This window comes from Bacillus cereus group sp. MS39, assembly GCF_040448665.1.
GTDB classification, from domain to species: Bacteria; Bacillota; Bacilli; order Bacillales; family Bacillaceae_G; genus Bacillus_A; species Bacillus_A wiedmannii.
In genome coordinates this window covers 1,279,654-1,303,234 of sequence record NZ_CP123058.1, presented here as the reverse complement: position 1 = coordinate 1,303,234, position 23,581 = coordinate 1,279,654, and the positions used below count along the sequence as shown (strand labels likewise).

The following is a 23,581-nucleotide window of genomic DNA, read 5'->3' as shown; positions in this document are numbered from 1 at the left end:
ACCATTATATCAGAAGAAGGGCTTCTGTCAAAAGAAAAACAATAAAAACAAATTGATAATTATTCTCAAAAAGTATTTATTGTTTATTAATAGCCTCAACGACTTCTTTCATTAAAACTGGTGATGCATAAGCTTCTACACTAGAAGCAAGAGCTAACACCGCTCCAATTACAAGAAAGAAGCATGTATAACGAATTAATAATGGTAATAATGGCTCGGTTATTTTCCTGATAAATTGATGCCTAATCATGCGTAAGGAAAAGCTTGCGGCAATTGTTGTCATAACGAGAAATACTGGAATAATAATGAGGTTTTGTGGCAATACAGAAACGAATGCTAATAATAATCCATTCCATCCATGCTGACTGACTAAAAAACCTACTGTAAATCCGACAACTACTCCTTTTACAAATAATAAAATAAAAATAAGTGGCAATCCAATAATTGAAATCCCCAAAATCCAAATAAATCCAATGTATTTTAATTGCGAAAAGTAACTTTCTCGAAACATTTCGCTCGCAATAGCAAATTCTCCTTTAGAAACTTGTCCAAAAAAACGTTGTAAATAAAATGATAAATCTTGTTTTTGATTTAATTGTAAACTATTTACAAGAATGGCCCCAAATATTACTCCCATCAATAATAAAACAGCGTTAAATATATATAATGAAGAGTTTTCCTGTATGTGAGACATTACACGGTCTTGCCAAGTTTTTCTCCACATTTTTCTTCCCTCCGTTCACACTCTTACTAAAAATGTATGAAAGAAAGAAAAAAGTATGACGAATTAACATTGAAATTCCGCTCTACTTTGCTAAACTAAAAAGTAGAGAATAGGAGGGATTTCTCTTGAAACCATTATTATTAGATTTTCCAACATTATTTCAAACTGAACGCTTACAAGTTCGTAAGCCATTTCCAGGTGATGGTGCAGAAGTGTATGAAGCAATCCAAGCTTCTCTAGAAGACTTAGTACCGTGGATGCCAATTAACGCTGAAACAGAAGAAAGTGCTGAAGAAATCGTTCGTAACGCTCACGGGCAGTTTTTACTTCGTGAAACACTTGATTTTCACTTATACGATAAAGTATCTGGTACATTCATCGGAGCTATAACGCTCAAGCCTGAAAACTGGGATATTCCAAAGTTTTCACTTCACTTCTGGCTGCATAGCGCTTATACAAAACAAGGCTATATGACTGAAGCCATTAAAGGTGCCATTCAATTTGCCTTTGATAAGCTAAGTGCTAGAAGAATTGAAATTCGTACTGATGCAACAAATGCAAATGCATGTAACCTAGCAGAACGTTTAGAATTTATTCTAGAAGGTACAATGGAAAATGATTTCATAGCACCAGATGGTAGCTTACGTGATGCACGCGTATACGCAAAAATCAATTAAAAAACACTCGCCTTTGGCGAGTGTTTATTTTTGTAGTTGTAAATATTGTACTGCAAACATCGTCTTCGCATCATGAATACGAAGATCTTTCATAAGAATAATCGCTTCTTCTAACGATACTTCCATCAATTCCACGAATTCATCTTCATCTAACTCGGCTTTATTTTCTTTTTTCGTCAAACCTGTCGCTTTATATACATATAAAATTTCATCTGCAAATCCTGGAGATGTATAGAAAGAAGTAATAAGCTCCATATTTTCACATACATATCCTGTTTCCTCTTCTAATTCACGAACTGCTGTCACCTCAGGTTTTTCACCAGGTTCTAACTTGCCAGCCGGAATTTCTATAATCGCCTTTTCAAGCGCTTTACGATACTGCTCAACAAGCACAATTTTCCCCTCATCAGTAATAGCAATAATAGCAACTGCACCAGGGTGATTTACAATTTCACGTTTACTCATTGCTCCATTTGGTAATACTACATCATCAACACGAACTTTTATAACTCTACCATCAAAAATTGGCTCAGTTTTTACTGTTCTCTCTGCAAGATTACTCATACTACTTCATCTCCCTGTTCTATTTCCTATTCTTTCCTCATACATTTTACCACATTGAAAGGAGCGTGATAGAAATGAAAGTTTATATTTTACCAAATCGCGTCACTTTAGTCGGAAAAGCGTGGCAAATTCGCCATAAGCTAAAACAATATGGCAAAGAGTATACAACTGTACAAGAGTGGATTACAGCAAATAAAAAGTAAACGTTTGTCAACCTCTTTTTCCTTTCGTACAATAAAGGTAAGGAGGTTGACCTATGAAAAAACGTCAATTAGGAAACTCAGATTTGTTTGTTACAGAAATGGGCCTTGGCTGCATGTCTCTCGGTACATCTGAAACAGAAGCTATGCGTATTATCGATGAAGCAATCGATTTAGGAATCAATTTTTTTGATACAGCGGATTTATATGATTATGGATTAAACGAAGAATTTGTTGGAAAAGCCTTAAAAGGGAAACGAGACCAAATTGTTCTTACAACAAAAGTTGGAAATCGATGGACAGAAGAAAAAAACGAGTGGTCTTGGGATCCTTCTAAAAATTACATAAAGGCTGAAGTGAAAGAAAGTTTACGTAGACTTCAAACTGATTATATTGATCTTTATCAACTTCACGGCGGGACGATTGAAGATCCAATAGATGAAACAATTGAAGCCTTTGAAGAATTAAAAAAAGAAGGTATTATTCGCCATTACGGTATTTCTTCTATACGTCCAAATGTTATCCGTGAATATGCTAAACGTTCAAATATCGTTAGTGTGCTAATGGAATATAGCCTTTTAAATCGTCGCCCTGAAGAATGGTTCCCACTTCTAAGTGAACATCAAATTAGCATTATTGCTCGTGGGCCACTTGCAAAAGGAATTTTAACTGATAATAATGCAAGAAAGATAGAAAGAGTAAAAGAAAAGAATTATCTTTCTTATTCTTACGATGAATTATATGCGACACTCGCGAATGTAAAAGAAATAATCGGAGAAAGCTCTCTAACAGGAACAGCTATTCAATATTGCTTACATAACGAAACTGTTGCAGCTGTTATACCTGGTGCAAGCTCTATTCAACAATTGCAAGAAAATGTACAGGCTAGTAAACAAAAAAAGTTAACAACAGCAGAATATATACAACTTCAGCAAATTTCTAAATGTGATACTTACGCTTTACATCGTTAAAAAGACGCTACCATACCGGTAGCGTCTTTTTATAGCGTATCATATTTATCAGGATTCGTTCCTACATGTAAATTACGATTTAACGTATTAATTTGAGTCATCTCTTCTTCTGTTAGTGAAAAATCAAAGATAGTAAAATTCTCTTTAATACGGGATGGTGTAACAGATTTAGGAATCGTCACTACCCCGCTCTGAATATCCCATCTTAATATAACTTGCGCAGGTGTTTTTTCATATTTCGTAGCAATGGCCTGAATAATCGGGTGCTGAAATACTTCCCCGCCTCTCATTAATGGGCTCCATGCTTCCATTTGAATTTGCTCACCTTGACAGAAATTACGCAATTCAAATTGCGCTAACATCGGATGAAGTTCCACTTGGTTGACCATCGGCTTCACTTTACAATTTGGTAATAACAGTTCTAAATGATGTTGATGAAAATTTGAAACACCAATCGCGCGCACTTTACCTTCTTCATACAGTTTTTCTAGCGCTCGGTACGTATCAACATACTTCCCTCTTATTGGCCAATGTATTAAATATAAATCTACATAGTCCATTTGTAATTTCTTTAAGCTTTTTTCAAACGCCTCAAGTGTTTCCTCGTATCCTTGATCGTCGTTCCAAACTTTTGTTGTAATAAATATATCTTCTCTCGGAATCCCTGATTCACGAACCGCTTCTCCGACACCGCTTTCATTTTCATATACAGTTGCTGTATCAATCGAACGGTATCCAACTTCTAACGCTGTTTTTACTGCTTGTTTTACTTCGTCGCCTTCTTTCGCTTTATAAACGCCTAGACCAATCATCGGCATTTTTACGCCATTATGAAGTGTAGTTGTTGGAATGTGCACAGTCGTCTCCCTTTCATTCTTACATTTTTTATAAGCCACCACTTTATTTCAACAAGATTCAACCAAAAAGTCAAAACATATGTACAGTTTACATAATAATTTTATACACTAAAACGCTAACTCAATTATTTATATTTCCTTCTCTCCATTCTTTCGCTTTTTCATCAACACTACGCACAAACTCATTTTTTCCTTCCGTATATAACGTGCCATCATATGTATACTTTTCGGCTAATTTTTTCTTTAAGGTTGCATATGCCTCTGCTTCTTCACAATGAGCCATCATATAATCACGAAACGCTAAATGCCTTATTATCTCAGGATTTCCTTTTTCAAAAACGTGTAAGTGATACGAGCGTTTTTCCTCCGTTCCATGAATAAAATAACGACGTCTTGAAATACCATTTTCCCCTTTTACGATATAACCAAGCTCTTCAAAACGTTCATTCCAATGATCTACTCTGTCAATACTCTCTACTTCCATAATCATATCTATAATTGGTTTAGCTGCCAGTCCTGGCACTGATGTACTTCCAATATGGTGGACTTTCACTATTTCTGGCATCGCCGATTTTAATCGTTCGGCCTCTATTTGAAATTTTTCATTCCAATGATTTTCATGCGGAACGACTACAATTTTTCTCATTAAAACTCCCCTTTTCTTACAAGCTCGTCAAAAAAATGATCAGCGGTATGCACTGATCATTTTTTATATTATTTAAAGTCTTTCCAAGTAAGGCTACTTTCACTTAACAGTTCTTCAAATGATTTATTCTTTTCACGTTCTTTTTGTTCTTGGCGCTTTCTTTCCAGTTCAGCTGCCTCTTTTTCTTCTTCTCTCACTTGCAATTCTTTCTTTTTATTCTTTAATTGCTGCATGAGTGAATCATTTAATTGATCGCCTAATGTAAGCAACTCTTTCTCTGGATTATTCACTTGCGATTGTCTTTGCACTTGTCTTTGTTTCTTTTTCTTCATGCTACTCACCTTTTACTTTTTCCTCCATTATAGTAGATACACAATGAACTCGACAATAAAAAAGGTTCTTTACTCTATTATTCACTTTTTGTAAATATGTTAATTTTTCGAAAAAACTAAATTTTTATATAGATATAATCCTATGAATCTATTAAAATTATGTCGTATGATGTCAGATTATAAAAAAGGAGAATTAAATTATGTGGAAAAAAATCATTCCTGCTGTTGCCGTTTTAAGCACCATTACTTTTTCAAGCGTATTTGCCGCTCCCCCATCCCAGAATCCAGCTGAACAAAACCGCTACGTAGACGTACAAATGCTTGGTATTAATGATTTTCATGGACAACTAGATACTGTTAAAAAAATTAATAACAAAGAAGCTGGTGGCGCTGAATACTTAGCTACTTATTTAAAAGAACGTAAAAAGCAAAACCCTAATACACTTCTCGTACATGCTGGCGATATTGTCGGAGCTAGTCCACCAGTTTCAGCGTTGTTACAAGATGAACCAACGATTGAATTTTTAAATGACTTAAAATTCGATGTTGGTACAATCGGAAACCATGAATTTGATGAAGGTATCGATGAAATGAAACGCCTCATTTACGGTGGATATCACGAGAAAACAGGGAATTTCAAAGGTGCTAACTTCCCTTATGTCGCTGCTAACTTCTATAACAAATCAACTGGTCGCTTATTTTTACCACCATTTACTGTAAAAATGGTAGATGGTGTTCCTGTAGGATTCATTGGCGTTGTTACAACTGATACGCCAAATGTCGTGATGCCTACTATGCTTAAAAATGTACAGATCACTGACGAAGTAGAAGCAATTAATAAATCAGCGCAACAATTAAAGCGTCTTGGTGTTAAATCCATCGTCGTCCTTGCCCATGTCGGCGGAACAACTGATGAGTCTGGCGTGACAAATGGAGACCTTACTCGAATTGCAAATGAAACAGACCCAGAAGTTGATGTGATTTTCGGTGGACATAGTCACACGTATGTAAATGGTACTGTAAATAATAAACTAATCGTCCAAGCGAACTCTTATGGAACAGCTTTCTCAGACGCAGATGTAACAATTGATCGTAAAACAAAAGATATTGTAAAGAAAAAAGCTGAAGTGATTACAACATATCATGAAGGTGTGGAACCTGATAAACAAGTAAAACAAAAAATAGATCAATATAAAGAAAAAATCGCACCACTTGTAAATGAAGTTGTAGGAAAATCTACAGCACCTATCGACCGAAAACAAAATGATGCTGGTGAATCTACTCTTGGGAATATAATTGCCGACGCACAGCGTCAAACGATGCAAGCTCAAATCGCACTTATGAATCCTGGTGGCATTCGTAATGACTTAGATGCTGGCGATATTACTTGGGGCGAATTATATGGCATTCAGCCTTTTGGAAACCAATTGATTAAAGTCGATTTAACAGGTCAAGATATTCGTGACATTTTAAATCAGCAATGGCAAAAAGGAACAACAAGAATGCTTCAAATTTCAGGTATTCAATATACGTGGGATGCAAATAAACCAAACGGTGAAAAGGTTACGAATATCCGCTTAACAAATGGCGAAGAGTTATCTCCATCTAAAACGTATAGCTTAGTTGCTAATGCTTTCTTAGCTTCTGGCGGTGACGGATTCGTATCATTTAAAAATGGGAAGAATTCAGAAACTGGTCCAAACGACTTTGAAGCGCTAGTCGATTATGTAAAACAATTAAAAGAACCAATTCAGCCAGTTATTGATGGAAGAATTCAAAAGGTAAATTAAGTATTTCCCTAATATGCGATCCAGATTTTTATTGTAAAGGATACGCACTTATACTTAATCCACAATATTAGTAAAACCTAAAAAGGATACTCGTTCTTACAATGAACATAGTATCCTTTTCTTTAGTTATCAAAATGTGATGTTTTGTTAAAATCATACTGTTGTAAAAATTGTTGTAACGCCTCTTCTACAAGTTTAGATTTTTGAATTCCTTTCGATTCTGATATAACGTCTAGTTTTGCTAATATTTCTTTATTAATAGAAAAAGTACGTTTCTTTTTTTCTGTACTTATACTCATAATTGGCGCGATTATTTCTTCTCTCTTGCTTAATAATTCATAAATGCTTTGTAATTGTTCATAAATTAATAATTGATAATCCGTTTTCGCATATTGAAGGGCTGTCGCTTCTTGGAGTTGTAAGTGACGCGGTTCTTCTCCATCTCCTACAAAAATACGTTTCTTCTGTTCTCCATCATATTCATATCCGATCAATCTTAATTTCTTTGATAATGTATACGGGCTTATTTCAAGACGTTTTGCTATGATAGCGATGGATTCACGTCTATTTAAGCAATCTATAATTTCTCCAATCGTCACAATTTCCCTCCTCCCGTGTTGAAATGACACTAGTATGGTATGTTACAATGATTTTCTAACAGTATATGCAAAACGAATAGCCTGTGCGATTCATACGATTTCAGAAAAGGAGGTTTTCAATATGCTTTTTCGTAGCTATACACCACAGTTTTATAATGAAAATAAAAAACTCATTCCTAATAGTATTGCTACGATGGAAAGCGTTTTAATTCATAATCGAAAACAAACTCTCCTTATGCGCGGGCAAAACATAGAGCAGCCAATTTTATTATGTTGTCATGGCGGACCTGGCATGGCACAAATTGGATTTATTCGTCATTTTCAAAAAGAATTGGAGAAACACTTCATCGTTATTAATTGGGATCAGCGCGGGGCAGGTAAATCCTTTTCAATGAAAGATTTCGGAGCAAATTTTACAATCGAACAATTCGTTTCCGATGCAAAAGAAGTGATTCAATATGTACTTAAAAAGTTCAATAAACAGAAACTATTTCTCGCTGGTCATTCTTGGGGAAGCATTATTGGGCTTAACATAGCACATCAATATCCACAGTATATCGAGGCTTACATCGGTATTGGGCAGATTGTACATATGAAACAAAACGAAGAATTGCTATATCAGCATTTAATTCGTTCTGCAAAAAAACATGATCATAAAAAAGCATTAGCGTCCCTTTTGAAATTAGGCAAACCACCATTTTTAGATACGAGACGCCTTATTATTCAAAGAAAGTGGCTTGGCACATTCGGCGGAGCAATCCAAAACGGATCTTCCTTTTCTTTCATACGAAAAGGCTTCTTTTCCCCTGAATATACGCTATTAGATTGGTTCAAGTTTCTCGCAGGAAATTTAAAATCTGGCGTTTTATGGGAAGAAATGTTGACAATCGATTTCTTTTCTTCTATTTCAAGCTTATCTATTCCGGTTTATTTTTGTTCTGGTCGCTATGATTATCAAACTCCTTATGCTCTCGTTCAGGAATATTGTGATGTGATAGAAGCCCCCATAAAAAAAATGATTTGGTTCCCAAATTCAGCACATTCTCCTGATTTAGAAGAACCAGAATTATTCGCCAATTCTTTACAATCAATTAAACAAGAGCTAGCTTTTCAACATTAGTAACAAAAGGCTCTTTTACATTTCATAGAAAACAATTTATAATAATATGTCGCAACTATGTATAAATATAGCAAAGTGCTTCATATTTACTTGCCTTAGCACAATAAAATTTTAGGGAGATTACATTTATTATGAATGCTGTACTCGTCGCAGTAGCAGTTATGCTATTGCTTAGTTTGTTACGTGTCCAGGTCATTGTCGCCATCATTGTTGGAGCTTTAACAGGCGGAATTATCGGTGGACTCGGTATTTCAGAAACTATTAACACTTTTACAACTGGCCTTGGAAACAGTGCTCCAATCGCTTTAAGTTATGCAATGCTTGGCGGTTTCGCTATTTCCCTTTCCAAAACAGGACTTCCAGATGCCATGATTCAAACTGCACTAAAATGGATTGGCAATGAACAAGACACGAAAAAACAAGTTTATTCTAAAATACTTATTTTATTCATCATTTTAACGATGGCTTGTTTCTCACAAAATGTGATTCCTGTTCATATCGCTTTCATCCCCATCTTAATTCCAGCACTTTTAAAAGTATTAAATGAGCTGAAAGTGGATCGCCGACTTGTTACATGTATTATTACATTCGGATTGATTACTCCTTATATGTGGATTCCAGCAGGATTTGGAAAAATTTATCATGACGTATTGCAAACAAATGCTGCGCAAAGTGGTCTTACATTTGATGTCGCACTTATTCCAAAAGCAATGACTATTCCAGCAATTGGTATGATTATTGGATTATGTGTAGCAGTATTCATTACGTACCGGAAACCTCGTACGTATGAAACAGAACAAGTTCATACTACCGCAAATGAAATCGTTCCCTATACAAAACGGAGCATTACTTTCGGATTATTATCTATCATAGCCACATTAACTGTTCAATTAGCAACAGAATCAATGATTTTCGGTGCTTTAGCGGGGATTATCGTCTTATCAGTAAGTGGTAGTCTACCTCTTAAAGAAGCAGATGCGATATTAACAAGCGGAATGCGCATGATGTCCTTTATCGGTTTTGTTATGATTGCAGCCGCTGGATTTGGCGCTGTTCTTCGAAAAACAGGACATGTTGAATCTCTTGTGCAAACGAGTGCACATATAATTGGAAATAACAAACCACTCGCTGCATTTCTTATGCTTGTGATTGGACTTCTCGTTACGATGGGAATTGGTTCATCCTTTTCAACCATTCCTATTTTAACAACAATTTTTGTCCCCCTTTGCATGCAGCTTGGATTTAGTCCAATGGCCACCATTGCAATTATCGGTACAGCCGGAGCACTAGGCGATGCAGGATCACCAGCATCAGATAGTACACTTGGACCAACATCCGGTTTAAATGCTGATGGTCAACACCATCATATATGGGATACATGTGTACCAACTTTTCTGCATTATAATATCCCGTTACTTATATTCGGATTTATTGCCGCAATTACATTATAAAAGGTGCGTTTTTTACGCACCTTTTACTTTTTTATTTTTTCTTTTAATTGTTGTAAAGCTATTTTCCCATTTTCTTCGGCGCAACTTTCAATTTTCATGAGTGATGGGCCTATCCATTCACTGTCTATGCTCCCGTTCGGTCCGATAATTTTCAACTTATCCGGTATACGGATATTTAAATTTTTCGCTGCTTGAATTAACTCAAAAGTAACCTTTTCACTTGAAGTTACAATTCCATCTATATACGGGTAAGTTTGCAAGAATGTAATAAACTGTTTATTCGTATACCCTTGTACACATACTTCTCGATAAGAGATCCCTTCCTCCCAAACAGCGTCTAAAAATCCTGATATGTGCTCTTCCATTTCTTCACTATCTTCTCTCTCATCGAAATAAGCAAGAAATTGACAGCCCTTTTCTTTTAATAAAGAAACCGTTCTTTGTCCACTTTCATAATAATTTGCATGGGATTTTTTTTCATCAATCACAACAAACGGAAGTGGAATTTCTCCTATACTTTTAAAAACGGATCTTGTTAAAATAACACCTGCAACGTTATTTCCCTTCAACATATGTATGTATCTATCTTTATTCTCTATATTACAAACAATGATTTGATATCCTTCTTTATATGCTATTTCCTCAATACAATGTAGCAAAGTGATGTTTGATGGATCATATAGATTATCTACAAGTAATGCAATTATCGTTGAATTCTCTTTAAATAATGGCTTTGCTGCATTATTTGGCCTATAACGTAATTCCTCAATTGCTTCCTTTACTTGTTTTACTGTGTCCTCATGAACGTATCCTTTTTCATTAATAACTCGTGAAACGGTTGCGACTGAAACACCTGCCAATTTTGCAACATCACGTATAGTTGCCACATCGTCACCCCTTAATATGGTAATAGATTACAATTTTACGGTAACCTAAATTACAATATTCGTCAAGGTTAATAACTTATATTTCTGAAAATTGTTACATCAGTTTATTAAACGATACTCCAACTGTATTTCATGTAAAATTGGGATGTTATCATATCCGATACGCGGAATTTCTTTCTTTATTTTTCGTGCCTCTTCCACTGCATTCACATATAAATTAGTCATCATAAAATTACGTTTTTGGTAAAAACGTAACGCATTCATATTATCATTTGTTGTTATGAGCCAAACCCGCCCGCACCGTTCTTCTTCTGCAACTTGTAATACACAATCTACAAGTTTCGTCCCTATTCCTTTTCTTTCTTCAAAGCTATCTAACGATACAATTTCACACATATTTCCGGTCACTTCATACGTTATAATTCCGATTATTCTGTCATCCGAGAGCGCAACAAATCCTGGCAACTCTTCTAACTGATGCCCCTTACCACGTGAAACCATCAATGAACTCCCCCAGTTCTCACACATGAACATTCGGATTGTTTCTTTCATCGCTGGCGTAATTTTTTGTATATACACCATTTCCTATTTCTCCCCTTTTCTATCATTGTGATACAATGTAAGTGTATCACATGTAACGGTATTTGGAGGATGAGGTAAAGTATGAAACGTTTTTTTGCAGCATTGTTTACTATACTAGGTGCGATAACTGCCCTTGGGATTTTCTTTACAAATAAAGTGATGTACTTAAAGAAAAAAACAGAGGAAGAAGTACTCGAAAGAGAAACGAAAAAACATTTTCGTTTAGAGGATTTTGATGCTCTTCATAAAGAAGAAATTCATATTCCTTCGCAATTCGGATATGATCTTCACGGATATTACATTCCTGCTAGTCATTCCAATAAGTTTATGATTTTTTGTCACGGCGTAACTGTAAATAAAATGAACTCTGTAAAATATGCAAGGTTATTTTTAAACAGAGGGTATAATGTCGTTATTTATGATCATCGTCGTCATGGTAAAACTGGCGGAAAAACAACAAGCTATGGATACTATGAAAAACATGATTTAAAATCTGTAGTTGACTGGCTAAAAAGTCGCTTTGGAACAAATATAACACTCGGTATTCATGGTGAATCTATGGGAGCTGCAACACTTCTTCAATACGCAGGACTTGTAGAAGATGGTGCTGATTTCTATATTGCAGATTGTCCTTTTTCTGATTTCTACGGGCAATTACAACACCGTTTAAAGGTTGAATTCCATTTACCTAAATGGCCTTTATTACCTTTAGCAAATGCTTTTTTAAAAGTACGTGACGGTTATACGATTCGCGAAGTTTCACCAATCGATTGTATAAAAAATATTAATAATCCCGTCCTCTTTATTCATAGTAAAGATGATGATTATATTTTAGCTGATATGACGAAATCACTATATGAAGCAAAAGAAAACAATAAACAACTTTATATTGCAGAACGCGGTGCACACGCTTGCTCTTATAACGAAAATAAAGAAGAGTATGAAGCAGCCGTTGATCAATTTTTAAACTCATATGTAAAAGAAACAAAAAACAGGCTTGCATAAGCCTGTTTTTTTATTGCGCTAAAACGTCTGTAACTTGTTCCATATTTACAGAAATCCATTGCATTGCATCATCTAACGTTGGAAATTCTGTCGTTTGAAATGTTACTTCATCTTGAAGTAACCAAACATCCTTTGCCTCTTGCCCTACACCTGCAATGGACCAATGTAACAAACTATATGGATGATTATCATTCAAAAATGATGCCCACGTGCGCTCATTTGCAATGTTTCGTAATGTATGTAATTGTTTATCCATCTCTCGTCACCTTACTCTAGTCAGTTATAAAAAACATTATAACACTCTCTTCTCTCCCAAAGAAAGTGCTCATTTTACCCCGCTATTTGCGGGCAGTAAAACTCCCACCTCAAAACTCAGCTAAAACAAAGAAGTTAGGTGGGAAATTAACTGCCCCTAAAAGCCCGATTGGTTCAACTAATAATTAGTGGGGGATACCTCCCCCACTAATTAAAGTTTCACTTTATATTGTCAAGTACTTCTCTTAATTATATGATGAAATTAAGCGTTTGGGAAGGAGGGATGGCGTTGGCGAAAGTACAAATTAAAGTAAATGATAATGGCTCTTTTCGCGTTACAGGGGACGTGGAATTAGTCGATTCACAAGGGAATGTATTCCCAGCAAAACCGGCATTTTCTTTATGCCGTTGTGGTTTATCAAAAAATATGCCTTATTGCGATGCTTCGCATAAAGGGAAATTCGAGTCTGTCGTTAGAGCACCAGAGGCAGAATAATTTCACATGTGACATGCACATTTTTTTGTGCATGTTTTTTCTTTTCATTAACTCTCGTCCCCCTTTTCCTTACAACATTCCTCGTACTTTTGTCCTCATTCCAACTTACATATATTTTCACACAATTCTTCACATTCGAATATTTTTTTCTAGCCTTTTATTTTTTTTGTGCTATAATTTGAGCAAACAACATCCTTCGGGGTCGGGTGAAATTCCCAACCGGCGGTGATGAAGTGCAAACTTCTAAGTCCGTGACCCGTTTTCAACTCGAAAACGGTGGATCTAGTGAAACTCTAGGGCCGACAGTATAGTCTGGATGGGAGAAGGATATGTTTTCTAGTAATTTTATATAGCGAATACACTTTTATTTCAGTATGCATATTTTTAAAGTTTCGTTTTGAATCTTTATATATGTTTTATTTTGTATACTTATGTTTCTATACTGAAATAAAAAGATACGACTAGCGTTTGAAAAATCCGATATTTTTGCTAGTATTTTTCCTTATGCAAAAATACCAATCATCGTTAGGTTTCTTTCCTGTACTTTCGTATTCGAACTATATTTCTAGAAATCACGTCTCCCAAACCCCAAGGATATAAAATCCTTGGGGTTTTTTGATTTTTTCAGGAGAGGTGAAGAGAATGACAGATCAAGAATATATGAGGATTGCCCTGCAGTTAGCAGAAGGGACATCTGGACAAACAAGTCCAAATCCTATGGTTGGTGCTGTTGTTGTAAAAGAAGGAAACATCGTCGGTATTGGTGCTCATTTACGTGCTGGTGAAGAACACGCAGAAGTTCACGCGCTTCATATGGCTGGTGAAAAAGCAAAAGGAGCCACCGTTTATGTAACACTTGAACCGTGTAGCCATTTTGGAAAAACACCACCTTGCTGTGAATTGCTCATCAAAAAAGGAGTCAAACGGGTTGTAATTGCTACTCTTGATTGCAATCCTCTCGTTTCTGGTACTGGAAAAAGGAGATTAGAAGAAGCTGGCATCGAGGTAGCTACCGGTGTTCTTGAAACAGAAGCCACCTTATTAAATCGTTTCTTTTTTCACTACATGAAAACGAAGCGTCCATTTGTAACAATAAAAACAGCGATGAGCTTAGATGGAAAAACAGCAACTGTCACGGGTGAAAGTAAGTGGATTACAGGTGAAGAAGCACGAGCTGATGTTCACCAATATCGTCATACACATGATGCGATTCTCGTTGGAGTGAATACAGTTATAGCTGATAATCCGCATTTAACGACAAGAATTCCTAACGGGGGTAAAAATCCTATTCGTGTTATTTTAGATACCCATTTACGAACGCCACCATCTTCTCATGTCATAACAGATGGTTTAGCACCGACATGGATTATTGTCGGTAAGGATGTAAATAAAGAGAAAATAGCTTCTTATGAATCTGAAAATATAGCTATATTCCAAATGAAAACAAAACATATAGAAATCAAGGACCTCCTTTTCTTTCTTGGAGAGAAGCAAATTCTTTCTCTATTCGTTGAAGGTGGTCAAACAGTTCACGCAAGCTTCTTACAAACAAAGCATCTCAATGAAATTGTAACTTATATAAGCCCCAAATTAATTGGCGGGAAAGATGCCCCTACTTTATTTGGGGGAAATGGTTTCGCAGCATTACATGATGCACTTTCCTTGGAAATTCAAGAGATGAAACAAGTTGGTGATGATATAAAAATCGTTGCGAATGCCCGAAGTGAGGTGACGGAATGTTTACAGGAATTGTAGAAGAATTAGGAACGATTGCAAACATGCATCAAAGCGGAGAAGCGATGAAGTTAACGATCCATGCAAATAATATTTTATCAGATGTTCACTTAGGTGATAGTATCGCGGTTAACGGTATTTGCTTAACTGTAACGAGTTTCACAACAACTTCATTCACAGTGGACGCAATGCCTGAAACGATGCAATCAACATCACTTCGCATGCTTAAACAACACTCTAAAGTAAATTTAGAGCGGGCGATAGCTGCAAACGGACGATTCGGTGGACATTTCGTTTCAGGACATATTGATGGCATCGGAACGATATTAAACAAAAAACAACACTATAATGCCGTCTATTACAAAATAGCTATTGCTGATGAATTGCTGCGCTATTGTTTGCATAAAGGATCCGTTGCTGTTGATGGAACGAGTTTAACAATATTTGATATAGACAAATCTTCCATCACAATCTCACTCATCCCGCACACAGTAAGCGAATCTGTTATCGGAGCAAAGAATGCCGGTGACATCGTAAACATTGAGTGTGACATGATCGGTAAATATATCGAACGCTTTATTTCTAAACCTGTAAAACGAACAGGTTCAATGAGCGAAAGCTTTTTACAAGAAAACGGATTTCTATAAGGGGGAAGCATTATGTTTCATCGTATTGAAGAAGCTCTAGAAGATTTAAAACAAGGAAAAGTCGTTATCGTATGCGATGATGAAAACCGTGAAAATGAAGGCGACTTTATCGCTTTAGCAGAGTATATTACGCCAGAAACGATTAACTTTATGATTACACATGGGCGTGGTCTCGTTTGTGTACCGATTACGGAAGAATACGCAGAACGTCTACAATTAGAACCAATGGTAGCTCATAATACAGATTCGCATCATACTGCATTTACAGTGAGTATTGATCATGTTTCTACAACAACAGGGATTAGCGCTCACGAACGGGCAACTACGATACAAGAATTATTAAACCCTGCATCAAAAGGTGCTGATTTCAATCGTCCTGGACATATCTTTCCATTAATTGCGAAAGAAGGCGGTGTCTTGCGCCGTGCTGGTCATACAGAAGCTGCCGTCGATTTAGCACAGCTTTGCGGAGCAGAACCAGCTGGAGTCATTTGTGAGATTATCAATGAGGACGGTACGATGGCTCGCGTACCTGATTTACTACAGTGCGCAAAACAATTTGATATAAAAATGATTACAATAGAAGATTTAATTGCTTATCGCCGCCACCATGAAACACTAGTGACGCGAGAAGTGGAAATTACATTACCTACAGATTTCGGTACTTTCCATGCAATTGGCTATTCTAATTCATTAGATACGAAAGAGCATATCGCACTCGTAAAAGGTGATATTTCAACAGGAGAGCCTGTACTTGTACGCGTTCATTCAGAGTGCTTAACAGGAGATGTATTTGGCTCATGCCGCTGTGATTGCGGACCACAACTCCATGCTGCACTTGCTCAAATTGAACGTGAAGGAAAAGGCGTTCTTCTTTATATGAGACAAGAAGGACGAGGCATCGGCCTTCTTAATAAGCTTCGCGCTTATAAGTTACAAGAAGAAGGATTCGATACGGTAGAAGCAAACGAAAAACTTGGATTCCCAGCTGATTTGCGTGATTACGGTATTGGCGCTCAAATTTTAAAAGATTTAGGTTTACAACAGTTACGATTATTAACGAATAACCCGCGAAAAATTGCTGGCTTACAAGGTTACGATTTAGAAGTAATCGAGCGTGTTCCATTGCAAATGCCAACAAAAGAAGAGAATAAAACGTATTTACAAACGAAAGTAAACAAATTAGGACATTTACTAAACTTATAATAAAAGGAGAGATTCATTATGGTATTCGAAGGTCATTTAGTTGGTACAGGATTAAAAGTTGGGGTTGTTGTTGGACGTTTTAATGAATTTATTACAAGTAAGTTACTCGGCGGAGCTTTAGATGGATTAAAGCGTCACGGTGTAGAAGAAACTGATATCGATGTTGCTTGGGTTCCTGGCGCATTTGAAATTCCTTTAATCGCTAAAAAGATGGCTAATAGCGGGAAGTATGATGCTGTTATTACGTTAGGTACTGTAATTCGTGGTGCTACAACACATTACGATTACGTTTGTAATGAAGTAGCAAAAGGAGTTGCATCTTTATCACTACAAACAGACATCCCAGTTATTTTCGGTGTATTAACGACTGAAACGATCGAGCAGGCGATTGAACGCGCGGGCACGAAAGCTGGTAATAAAGGCTATGAATCCGCCGTTGCTGCGATTGAAATGGCTCATTTATCAAAACAATGGGCATAAAAAATAAAAAAGAGGCTGCGGCCTCTTTTTTATTTTTTTACTTTTTTCCGTACATCTTTTATTAATTCATCCATTGTTTTTCCTTCTGTTTGTATACGAAGCGTTTGTGCTGTTCTCCATACATTCTCTCTTTTCTTCGCCTCTTCTATAATAGTAATTTCTTTTCGCACTTCCTTTAAGTCTTTTCCTTCTGTTTTCAATCCAAAATGTTCAGCTTTCGTTCGAAAATGTTGTTCAATTCGTTGTTGCATCTCTTTTTGTTCAGGATTTTCGGCGGCCTTAACTGGATCAGCACTTATTGCTTTTAGTAAAATTAGACAAGTCATAATCGCTAATATATATTTGTGCATGTAAAATCCTCCAACCCAATATAAATTACATATTTACTATGTACAATTGGGGCTTGGAAAATTCGTCCACCAAAATTCTTTTTTTTGCTCAAAAACCAATAGTATCAAGCTTTCACAACTATTTATTACATTTTATTTACAAAAAAGCAAACTCTTTTACAAGTTTGCTTTTTATCTATCTTATAATGCACATTCTTCAATCTCAAACCCTAAATCTTCAATCATACCCCAGTCTGCAGTCGGTTCTTGTCCAGCTGTCGTTAAATAATCTCCGACAAAAATAGAGTTTGCTGCAAATAAACCGATTGGCTGTACAGAACGTAAATTGATTTCACGTCCCCCTGAAATGCGAATTTCTTTCGTTGGGTTTACAAAACGCATCATCGCCAGCACTTTTAAACATTCTACCGGCGTTAATTCTTTTTGTCCTTCAAGCGGCGTACCCTTTACAGCAACAAGGAAATTACATGGAATTGAATCTGCATCTATACGTTGTAATTCAAATGCAATTTCAGCACGTTCTTCTATTGTCTCCCCCATTCCAAAAATTGCCCCAGAGCATGGTGAAATGCCCGCTTGTTTTGCTTTTTGAACTGTATCAACACGATCGTCATACGTATGAGTGGAGCAAATGCTTTCGTAATTATTTGCATGTGTATTTAAGTTGTGGTTATAACGATGTACACCCGCGTCTGCTAAACGTCCTGCTTGATCTTCGTTTAAGAAACCTAAACAACAACAAATCTTTAAATCTGTCGTTTCACGAATCTCCTTAACTGCTCCAATTACGTGATTCACCTCTTTATCCGTCGGACGACGACCAGATGCCACAATACAATATGTACCTGCTTTACGGCGAATTGCTTCGTGTGCTCCTTCTACAATCTTTTCCTGCGTTAGCCATGCATATTTATCAATCGGCGCCTCTGAAATAATAGACTGTGAACAATATCCGCAATCTTCAGGACATAATCCAGATTTCGTATTAATAATCATATTCAATTTTACTTTCTTACCAAAGTGATGATGGCGAATGATGTAAGCTGCATTCATAATTTCTAACACTTCTGTATCATCAGCTTCTAATATCGCAATCGCATCCTCTTTCGTAATCATTTTCTCTTCTACTACGTCATGTGCAAGTTTTTTCCAATCCCTTTTTGTTTGTACTTGTTTCATTTCATCTCTTCCCCTCTTTTGTTATATGCATAAATAAAGCATGATACGTCGCCATTATCCCTTCATTTTCCGTGAAGTCTCTTTCGTATATGCGAAGCATCGCACGAAAGAGTGAGGGACTTTGACAATATGATTCTTCATTACTATTGGTCGCTCCTACTTTTCGAATAGAGTGTAGAAACTCCCTAACTTCTGTAAATCTCTCTATGTAACATGTTTCAGAAACATGCACATCCCCTGTTTCTATTTCACACATATGGCGCAACTGATTTTTCGAATAAAAACGTTGCCCAATCGATGTTTCATTTTGTATATTTTTTTCTTCTTTCGCCCGCTGGAACGAAGCATGCAATTCTTGAAATGTTTCATGTCCAAACGTTGAAAAGAGTAATATCCCATCTATAGACAAATGATGAAATAAATTTCTTATCACTTGTTTTAAATCATTTAGCCATTGAAATGTGGCATTTGAAATAATGACATCATATGTTTCTTCTAGTCGTAATCTTTCGATATCCTCACAGTAAAACGTTACATTTTTCACATTTTGTCTAGTTTTCGCAACTGCAATCATACTTTCAGCAAAATCAATGGCTGTAATATGTGCTTTCGGAAATAAGTTTGATAATTGCTCTGTAACATATCCTGTCCCGCATCCAAGTTCTAAAATACGTATCGATGAATTTGCACTATATCGCCGATTCAATGTAGAAAGTAATGAATGTGCCATCTTTTTTTGTACATTTGCATATTGATCGTAGGATACAGCTGCCGCGTTAAACCGTTTTTGTAGTAACGTTTTGTTGATCATGTCGTATCCCCTCTACAAATTGAATTATCTCATTTCCGCAATATTCGAAATTCGTTACACATAATGCGTGTCCAGCCTCACTTACTATCTTGAGCGTGGCAGTCTCATTCTCAGACATACTACGTGCTGCAGACAATGGACAAATTACATCCTGCTCTCCGTGAATAAGTAGTATAGGGACTTTAATTTCTTTCAGTTCTTCTCTCATATCTGCTTCTATTAAATACTTCAAACCTAATTGCAAAGACTGAATAGAATCACCTTTAAAGCGTTTTATCATATCTTCAAACCTTGTATTCTCTTTCAGCTCATCCTTTGTAAACATATTTTCATAAAACCGCTTGAGCGTATCTTCTTTCTTTCTCGCTACATTCTTTTTTAGCCGTTCTACATGCAGAGTATTCCATCCACTCGTATAATCGCTCGTATTTGTAAATTTGGCAGTACCACCAATTAGTACGATACCTTTTGCCTTAACCTTTTTATGAGCTTGAACTGCTGCTAACGCTCCTAGTGACCATCCAACTAAAATTACATTTTCATCTTTTGCTACATCTATTATTCGCCCCGCAAATTCACTTTGTTCTTTCACATTACGCCAATTGATACATTGAACAGAATATCCTTTAAAATACGGCAGAACTAAAGTCCAAACACCTTCTTCCATTCCCCACCCAGGAATAAAAATAATCTTTAGCTCTTTCATACGAAAAACCCCTCTTCTTTACCAATGCGTATAATATGCTGAATAGCCCATTTCAAATCAGCTATTGTATGTTGGGACGTAACCGCAAAACGGACCCGTGAACTATTAACTGGAACCGTTGGTGGACGAATTGCAATTGCTGCAATACCTACCTCTTGCAACCTTTTACTAAACCGTAAAGCTGTTTCATTTGAACCGACTACAATCGGTACAATATGAGTTGAGCTATTCCCAATATCAAAACCAGCTTCTTGCAAATGTGTCCTAAAATATGCTCCATTCTCTATAAGTCTCTCTCTTCTTTCATTATCTTCTCTCACAATTTCAATTGCTTTTTGTACCGCCCCTAACATTCCTGGTGGTAAAGCAGTAGTAAAAATAAAGCTTCTCATCATATTTTGTAAATACTCTATATACATTGCATCACCTGTCAAATACGCACCATAACACCCTAAAGCCTTGCTAAATGTCCCCATATGTATATCAATATTTTGAGCAATATTTTTTTCTATATGGGACAATCCTGCTCCATCAATTCCATATATCCCACTCGCATGTGCTTCATCAACTATAATCATTGCTCCATATTTCTCTTTCATTTGCACTAAATCTCTTAAATATGCAGTATCACCGTCCATACTAAAAACAGTATCTGTTACGATTAATTTCTTCTTTTTTGGCGGTGCTACTTGCAACAGCTTCTCTAAATGCTCTAAATCATTATGACGATACCTTTTATGCTCTGCTCCGCTTAATATAATTCCATCAACGATGCTTGCGTGATTTAATTTGTCACTAAACACAATGTCGTGACGACAGGCTAATGAAGAAATCACTCCAATATTTGCGGTATATCCGCTATTTACAACTAAGGCTTTTTCAGTGCCTTTCCAATCGCATATACTTCTCTCAACCTCTTCATACAGTGAATAATTTCCTACAACGAGCCTTGATGCCGTCGCCCCAGTTCCATATTTTCTTGTGCATGCAATAGCAGCTTCTTTTAACCTCTCATCTCCAGCTAACCCTAAATAATTATTTGACGCTAAATTTAACATCCTTTTTTCATCTCGAATAAGCCATGTCTCTTCTGCTTGTTCTGTTACATGCAAATTGCGATACTGCCCTTGCTCATTTAATTGTTGCAATTTAGATTGAAGATGTGTGCGCCACGTTTGATTCATTTCGGATAAACTCCTCTAATTTTGAAATCATTATATACTCTTTTGCAGATTCCAAGACTTCTTCTTTTGTAAACGCACCTTCAAAGAATGGTAATAAACCTAAAACCGGTACCCCACTTAGCTCTTCAATCATTTCTTTATTTTCTTGTACTCTTTCCATTTCACATTCTTTGCAGCCTGATAAAATTATACCTGCTACTGTTAAGCCCTGTGCCTTTGCATAAGCAATCGTTAAAACTGTATGATTTACTGTTCCTAATGTAGGGCGTGCGACTATAATAAGAGGAAGCTGTAATTCCTTTGCGAAATCAATTACTAAAGCGTCTTCTGTATATGGAACAGCCAGTCCACCTGCTCCTTCTACAAATAGGCTATTAAACTCTTTCAATAGTTCATTATAATGATCAGTAATGTCTTTTAAATGTACTACTCTTCCAGCTCTTTTCATGGCAAGTCTCGGAGCAAGAGGCTCTTCAATAGAATAAGGACAAATTTCATTTTCTTTTGTTGGTACACCTGATAATGCTTTTAACCTTGCTGCATCTCCCTCTGGATTTGATGCAACATGTCCACTTTGCAACGGTTTATATACCCCGATGTTATATCCCAATTCTCTAAATACACCTGCTAATGCACCGGCAACTACAGTTTTCCCCACTTCAGTATCCGTTGCTGTTACAAAAAAACCGTTCATTATTCTCCCTCCGTAACATCCGAGATTGCTTTATACAAAATATGTAACATATCATCAATCTCATCAATTGTAGAAGCAAGAGGAGGCATAAATACAATTGTATTGCCGAGTGGCCGTAAAATCATGCCCAGCTCTCTTGAGCGTTTACACACTTGAACACCGACTCTCTCTGTCCATTCAAACGCTTCTTTCGTTTCCTTATTCTTCACAAGTTCAATTCCAACCATTAACCCGCACTGACGAATATCCCCTACATGTTTATATGCAAAGAGCGATTCTAATTGCGTCGCCACATATTCTGTCTTACGTGCTACTTCTTCTATTAAATTTGTTTTTTCGTATAGTTCTAGATTCGCAATTGCTACCGCACACCCTAACGGGTTCCCTGTATAACTATGACCATGGAAAAATGTTTTTTGTTCTTCATATCCTCCTAAAAAGGCATTATAAATTTCATCTGTCGTTACGGTGATTGCAATTGGTAAATATCCACCTGTTAAACCTTTTCCGGCGGTTAAAATGTCCGGCGTTACATTTTCATGTTCACATGCAAACATTTTCCCGGTACGCCCAAATCCAGTCGCTACCTCATCTGTAATAAATAAAACATTATATTTTGTACATAAATTACGTAGTCCTCTTAAGTATCCTTTTGGCATTGTAATCATACCACCAGCACCTTGCATTAAAGGTTCTACAATAATTGCTGCAATTTCTTCATGTTTATCTTTCAGCAGCTCTTCCATTTCTTCTAAATGTTTTTTTACAATTTCCTCCTTATTATTTCCGTAAGGAGAACGATATGTATATGGATAAGGCATTTTAATTGCCTCAAATAAAAGTGAACTATACACTTGGTGAAACAAGTCTATCGCTCCTACTGAAACAGCTCCAATTGTATCACCGTGATATGCTTCTTTTAATGTAACAAATCTTTGTTTCTTCGGTTTTCCTTTATGCTGCCAATATTGAAAGGCCATCTTAATTGCAATTTCAACGGCGCTAGAACCAGAGTCTGAATAGAATACTTTCTTCAAACCTTCTGGCACAACTTCAATTATTTTTTCTGCTAATAAAATAGATGGAACGTTAGCAAGTCCTAGCATAGTAGAATGAGCAATTTTATTTAATTGCTCACGAATTGCTTCATCTAGTTCCGGTACTTGATGTCCATGAACATTTAACCAAATAGACGAAACACCGTCCCAATATTCATTTCCATTTACATCGTATAGCTTTCTTCCCTCTCCGCGTTCAATAATGACAGGATCTTCTTCTAAATAATCCTTCATTTGTGTAAATGGGTGCCATACATAGGCTTTATTTTTTTCCGATAACTCTTCATATGTATAAGACGATTTTTCAGTCGTATTACTATTAACAGTCACAATTGTCACCCCTAATGTTAACTTGTTTATAAATAAAGTTAACATT

General features: G+C 36.3%; 28 protein-coding genes and 1 riboswitch. Of the genes, 12 read left to right on the top strand and 16 right to left on the bottom strand.

The genetic code is table 11. The features are described from left to right. Positions 1 to 76: 76 nt before the first annotated feature. Positions 77 to 694: a stage II sporulation protein M gene (gene spoIIM, locus QEP67_RS06885; protein WP_226544967.1), complete on the bottom strand. Its 618-nt coding sequence runs from the start codon at positions 692 to 694 to the stop codon at positions 77 to 79. A gap of 155 nt (positions 695 to 849) precedes the next feature. Here spoIIM and QEP67_RS06880 point away from each other — a divergent pair, with 155 nt between their 5' ends. After that, the gene (locus tag QEP67_RS06880; RefSeq protein WP_000803489.1) at positions 850 to 1,401 is read left to right on the top strand and encodes a GNAT family N-acetyltransferase; all 552 of its coding nucleotides are present in this window, start codon (positions 850 to 852) and stop codon (positions 1,399 to 1,401) included. A gap of 24 nt (positions 1,402 to 1,425) precedes the next feature. On the opposite strand, the gene QEP67_RS06875 is transcribed toward QEP67_RS06880, so the two are convergent. Further along, positions 1,426 to 1,965, bottom strand: coding sequence for an NUDIX hydrolase (locus QEP67_RS06875; protein ID WP_000067040.1), 540 nt, complete (start codon positions 1,963 to 1,965; stop codon positions 1,426 to 1,428). Positions 1,966 to 2,039: 74 nt separating this feature from the next. Between QEP67_RS06875 and mciZ the strand changes: the two genes are divergently transcribed. Together mciZ and lolS are read left to right on the top strand one after the other, a co-directional pair. Then, positions 2,040 to 2,168 (top strand): Z-ring formation inhibitor MciZ, encoded by a 129-nt coding sequence (gene mciZ, locus QEP67_RS06870; protein WP_000870295.1) that lies wholly within the window; start codon positions 2,040 to 2,042, stop codon positions 2,166 to 2,168. Between the two features lie 53 nt (positions 2,169 to 2,221). Further along, on the top strand, positions 2,222 to 3,136 hold the full coding sequence (lolS, locus tag QEP67_RS06865) for an aldo/keto reductase (protein WP_151035536.1): 915 nt from the start codon (positions 2,222 to 2,224) through the stop codon (positions 3,134 to 3,136). 29 nt (positions 3,137 to 3,165) lie between these two features. Here lolS and QEP67_RS06860 read toward each other — a convergent pair whose 3' ends face one another. From QEP67_RS06860 to QEP67_RS06850, 3 genes are all read right to left on the bottom strand, one after another. Then, positions 3,166 to 3,993 (bottom strand): aldo/keto reductase, encoded by an 828-nt coding sequence (locus QEP67_RS06860; RefSeq protein WP_151035537.1) that lies wholly within the window; start codon positions 3,991 to 3,993, stop codon positions 3,166 to 3,168. Positions 3,994 to 4,114: 121 nt separating this feature from the next. Continuing rightward, positions 4,115 to 4,639 (bottom strand): GrpB family protein, encoded by a 525-nt coding sequence (locus QEP67_RS06855; protein ID WP_151035538.1) that lies wholly within the window; start codon positions 4,637 to 4,639, stop codon positions 4,115 to 4,117. A gap of 68 nt (positions 4,640 to 4,707) precedes the next feature. Then, positions 4,708 to 4,971 carry a YqkE family protein gene (locus QEP67_RS06850; RefSeq protein ID WP_000727569.1) on the bottom strand — a complete coding sequence of 88 codons (264 nt, stop codon included), beginning with the start codon at positions 4,969 to 4,971 and terminating at the stop codon, positions 4,708 to 4,710. A gap of 200 nt (positions 4,972 to 5,171) precedes the next feature. Between QEP67_RS06850 and QEP67_RS06845 the strand changes: the two genes are divergently transcribed. Continuing rightward, a complete protein-coding gene (locus QEP67_RS06845; RefSeq protein WP_353706548.1) occupies positions 5,172 to 6,761 on the top strand; it encodes a 5'-nucleotidase C-terminal domain-containing protein in 1,590 nt (529 codons plus the stop codon). Between the two features lie 122 nt (positions 6,762 to 6,883). On the opposite strand, the gene QEP67_RS06840 is transcribed toward QEP67_RS06845, so the two are convergent. Continuing rightward, complete coding sequence (locus QEP67_RS06840; RefSeq protein WP_000151917.1) at positions 6,884 to 7,360, bottom strand: ribbon-helix-helix domain-containing protein; 477 nt, start codon at positions 7,358 to 7,360, stop codon at positions 6,884 to 6,886. 121 nt (positions 7,361 to 7,481) lie between these two features. On the opposite strand from QEP67_RS06840, the gene QEP67_RS06835 reads away from it, so the two are divergent. Together QEP67_RS06835 and QEP67_RS06830 are read left to right on the top strand one after the other, a co-directional pair. Continuing rightward, positions 7,482 to 8,480: an alpha/beta hydrolase gene (locus tag QEP67_RS06835; protein ID WP_000898963.1), complete on the top strand. Its 999-nt coding sequence runs from the start codon at positions 7,482 to 7,484 to the stop codon at positions 8,478 to 8,480. Between the two features lie 131 nt (positions 8,481 to 8,611). Next, positions 8,612 to 9,931 (top strand): Na+/H+ antiporter family protein, encoded by a 1,320-nt coding sequence (locus tag QEP67_RS06830; RefSeq protein ID WP_000994830.1) that lies wholly within the window; start codon positions 8,612 to 8,614, stop codon positions 9,929 to 9,931. 23 nt (positions 9,932 to 9,954) lie between these two features. Here QEP67_RS06830 and QEP67_RS06825 read toward each other — a convergent pair whose 3' ends face one another. Next, on the bottom strand, positions 9,955 to 10,818 hold the full coding sequence (locus QEP67_RS06825) for a LacI family DNA-binding transcriptional regulator (protein ID WP_151035539.1): 864 nt from the start codon (positions 10,816 to 10,818) through the stop codon (positions 9,955 to 9,957). Positions 10,819 to 10,917: 99 nt separating this feature from the next. After that, on the bottom strand, positions 10,918 to 11,400 hold the full coding sequence (locus tag QEP67_RS06820) for a GNAT family N-acetyltransferase (RefSeq protein ID WP_000262551.1): 483 nt from the start codon (positions 11,398 to 11,400) through the stop codon (positions 10,918 to 10,920). A gap of 81 nt (positions 11,401 to 11,481) precedes the next feature. Between QEP67_RS06820 and QEP67_RS06815 the strand changes: the two genes are divergently transcribed. Next, entirely contained in the window at positions 11,482 to 12,405 is a 924-nt protein-coding gene (locus QEP67_RS06815; RefSeq protein ID WP_000819239.1) for an alpha/beta hydrolase, read from the top strand. Between the two features lie 10 nt (positions 12,406 to 12,415). Here the strand turns inward: QEP67_RS06815 and QEP67_RS06810 are convergent, their stop codons facing one another. Next, positions 12,416 to 12,661, bottom strand: coding sequence for a DUF2552 family protein (locus QEP67_RS06810; protein WP_000360794.1), 246 nt, complete (start codon positions 12,659 to 12,661; stop codon positions 12,416 to 12,418). Positions 12,662 to 12,949: 288 nt separating this feature from the next. On the opposite strand from QEP67_RS06810, the gene QEP67_RS06805 reads away from it, so the two are divergent. The 5 genes from QEP67_RS06805 to ribH all read left to right on the top strand — a co-directional run bounded on the left by QEP67_RS06805 (position 12,950) and on the right by ribH (position 17,223). Beyond that, positions 12,950 to 13,156, top strand: a complete 207-nt coding sequence (locus QEP67_RS06805) for a CDGSH iron-sulfur domain-containing protein (protein ID WP_001151582.1) — start codon at positions 12,950 to 12,952, stop codon at positions 13,154 to 13,156. 188 nt (positions 13,157 to 13,344) lie between these two features. After that, positions 13,345 to 13,488, top strand: a riboswitch (FMN riboswitch). A gap of 310 nt (positions 13,489 to 13,798) precedes the next feature. After that, on the top strand, positions 13,799 to 14,911 hold the full coding sequence (gene ribD / locus QEP67_RS06800; protein ID WP_000131998.1) for a bifunctional diaminohydroxyphosphoribosylaminopyrimidine deaminase/5-amino-6-(5-phosphoribosylamino)uracil reductase RibD: 1,113 nt from the start codon (positions 13,799 to 13,801) through the stop codon (positions 14,909 to 14,911). Next, a complete protein-coding gene (gene ribE, locus QEP67_RS06795; RefSeq protein ID WP_000493897.1) occupies positions 14,893 to 15,537 on the top strand; it encodes a riboflavin synthase in 645 nt (214 codons plus the stop codon). Before ribD ends, ribE begins: the two co-directional genes overlap by 19 nt. A 12-nt stretch (positions 15,538 to 15,549) precedes the next feature. Beyond that, positions 15,550 to 16,743, top strand: a complete 1,194-nt coding sequence (gene ribBA / locus QEP67_RS06790; RefSeq protein WP_000468987.1) for a bifunctional 3,4-dihydroxy-2-butanone 4-phosphate synthase/GTP cyclohydrolase II — start codon at positions 15,550 to 15,552, stop codon at positions 16,741 to 16,743. A gap of 18 nt (positions 16,744 to 16,761) precedes the next feature. Next, entirely contained in the window at positions 16,762 to 17,223 is a 462-nt protein-coding gene (gene ribH / locus QEP67_RS06785) for a 6,7-dimethyl-8-ribityllumazine synthase (protein ID WP_000230900.1), read from the top strand. Positions 17,224 to 17,252: 29 nt separating this feature from the next. Here the strand turns inward: ribH and QEP67_RS06780 are convergent, their stop codons facing one another. The 7 genes from QEP67_RS06780 to bioA all read right to left on the bottom strand — a co-directional run bounded on the left by QEP67_RS06780 (position 17,253) and on the right by bioA (position 23,580). Beyond that, positions 17,253 to 17,573 (bottom strand): hypothetical protein, encoded by a 321-nt coding sequence (locus tag QEP67_RS06780; RefSeq protein WP_000549778.1) that lies wholly within the window; start codon positions 17,571 to 17,573, stop codon positions 17,253 to 17,255. Positions 17,574 to 17,753: 180 nt separating this feature from the next. After that, the gene (gene bioB / locus QEP67_RS06775) at positions 17,754 to 18,752 is read right to left on the bottom strand and encodes a biotin synthase (protein ID WP_000815837.1); all 999 of its coding nucleotides are present in this window, start codon (positions 18,750 to 18,752) and stop codon (positions 17,754 to 17,756) included. Between the two features lies 1 nt (position 18,753). Next, on the bottom strand, positions 18,754 to 19,563 hold the full coding sequence (gene bioC / locus QEP67_RS06770) for a malonyl-ACP O-methyltransferase BioC (protein ID WP_000608892.1): 810 nt from the start codon (positions 19,561 to 19,563) through the stop codon (positions 18,754 to 18,756). Continuing rightward, positions 19,529 to 20,269 (bottom strand): alpha/beta hydrolase, encoded by a 741-nt coding sequence (locus tag QEP67_RS06765; protein WP_000661271.1) that lies wholly within the window; start codon positions 20,267 to 20,269, stop codon positions 19,529 to 19,531. Before QEP67_RS06765 ends, bioC begins: the two co-directional genes overlap by 35 nt. Then, positions 20,266 to 21,453, bottom strand: a complete 1,188-nt coding sequence (bioF, locus tag QEP67_RS06760; protein WP_001077313.1) for an 8-amino-7-oxononanoate synthase — start codon at positions 21,451 to 21,453, stop codon at positions 20,266 to 20,268. Before bioF ends, QEP67_RS06765 begins: the two co-directional genes overlap by 4 nt. Next, positions 21,419 to 22,147, bottom strand: a complete 729-nt coding sequence (bioD, locus tag QEP67_RS06755) for a dethiobiotin synthase (protein ID WP_001013033.1) — start codon at positions 22,145 to 22,147, stop codon at positions 21,419 to 21,421. Before bioD ends, bioF begins: the two co-directional genes overlap by 35 nt. Beyond that, positions 22,147 to 23,580, bottom strand: coding sequence for an adenosylmethionine--8-amino-7-oxononanoate transaminase (bioA, locus tag QEP67_RS06750; RefSeq protein WP_353706623.1), 1,434 nt, complete (start codon positions 23,578 to 23,580; stop codon positions 22,147 to 22,149). The genes bioD and bioA overlap by 1 nt, the downstream gene beginning before the upstream one ends. Between the last annotated feature and the right edge of the window lies 1 nt (position 23,581).

Bases quoted from the DNA above. Each gene is read 5' to 3' on its own strand.
- QEP67_RS06845 (WP_353706548.1), top strand. From the start codon at position 5,172: ATGTGGAAAAAAATCATTCCTGCTGTTGCCGTTTTAAGCACCATTACT.
- QEP67_RS06815 (WP_000819239.1), top strand. From the start codon at position 11,482: ATGAAACGTTTTTTTGCAGCATTGTTTACTATACTAGGTGCGATAACT.
- ribH (WP_000230900.1), top strand. From the start codon at position 16,762: ATGGTATTCGAAGGTCATTTAGTTGGTACAGGATTAAAAGTTGGGGTT.
- QEP67_RS06780 (WP_000549778.1), bottom strand. From the start codon at position 17,573: ATGCACAAATATATATTAGCGATTATGACTTGTCTAATTTTACTAAAA.
- bioD (WP_001013033.1), bottom strand. From the start codon at position 22,147: ATGAACGGTTTTTTTGTAACAGCAACGGATACTGAAGTGGGGAAAACT.
- QEP67_RS06835 (WP_000898963.1), top strand. From the start codon at position 7,482: ATGCTTTTTCGTAGCTATACACCACAGTTTTATAATGAAAATAAAAAA.
- QEP67_RS06875 (WP_000067040.1), bottom strand. From the start codon at position 1,965: ATGAGTAATCTTGCAGAGAGAACAGTAAAAACTGAGCCAATTTTTGAT.
- spoIIM (WP_226544967.1), bottom strand. From the start codon at position 694: ATGTCTCACATACAGGAAAACTCTTCATTATATATATTTAACGCTGTT.
- bioA (WP_353706623.1), bottom strand. From the start codon at position 23,580: ATGTTAACTTTATTTATAAACAAGTTAACATTAGGGGTGACAATTGTG.
- bioF (WP_001077313.1), bottom strand. From the start codon at position 21,453: ATGAATCAAACGTGGCGCACACATCTTCAATCTAAATTGCAACAATTA.
- mciZ (WP_000870295.1), top strand. From the start codon at position 2,040: ATGAAAGTTTATATTTTACCAAATCGCGTCACTTTAGTCGGAAAAGCG.
- QEP67_RS06820 (WP_000262551.1), bottom strand. From the start codon at position 11,400: ATGGTGTATATACAAAAAATTACGCCAGCGATGAAAGAAACAATCCGA.
- QEP67_RS06765 (WP_000661271.1), bottom strand. From the start codon at position 20,269: ATGAAAGAGCTAAAGATTATTTTTATTCCTGGGTGGGGAATGGAAGAA.
- ribBA (WP_000468987.1), top strand. From the start codon at position 15,550: ATGTTTCATCGTATTGAAGAAGCTCTAGAAGATTTAAAACAAGGAAAA.
- lolS (WP_151035536.1), top strand. From the start codon at position 2,222: ATGAAAAAACGTCAATTAGGAAACTCAGATTTGTTTGTTACAGAAATG.
- bioC (WP_000608892.1), bottom strand. From the start codon at position 19,563: ATGATCAACAAAACGTTACTACAAAAACGGTTTAACGCGGCAGCTGTA.
- QEP67_RS06855 (WP_151035538.1), bottom strand. From the start codon at position 4,639: ATGAGAAAAATTGTAGTCGTTCCGCATGAAAATCATTGGAATGAAAAA.
- QEP67_RS06810 (WP_000360794.1), bottom strand. From the start codon at position 12,661: ATGGATAAACAATTACATACATTACGAAACATTGCAAATGAGCGCACG.
- ribE (WP_000493897.1), top strand. From the start codon at position 14,893: ATGTTTACAGGAATTGTAGAAGAATTAGGAACGATTGCAAACATGCAT.
- QEP67_RS06850 (WP_000727569.1), bottom strand. From the start codon at position 4,971: ATGAAGAAAAAGAAACAAAGACAAGTGCAAAGACAATCGCAAGTGAAT.
- bioB (WP_000815837.1), bottom strand. From the start codon at position 18,752: ATGAAACAAGTACAAACAAAAAGGGATTGGAAAAAACTTGCACATGAC.
- ribD (WP_000131998.1), top strand. From the start codon at position 13,799: ATGACAGATCAAGAATATATGAGGATTGCCCTGCAGTTAGCAGAAGGG.
- QEP67_RS06830 (WP_000994830.1), top strand. From the start codon at position 8,612: ATGAATGCTGTACTCGTCGCAGTAGCAGTTATGCTATTGCTTAGTTTG.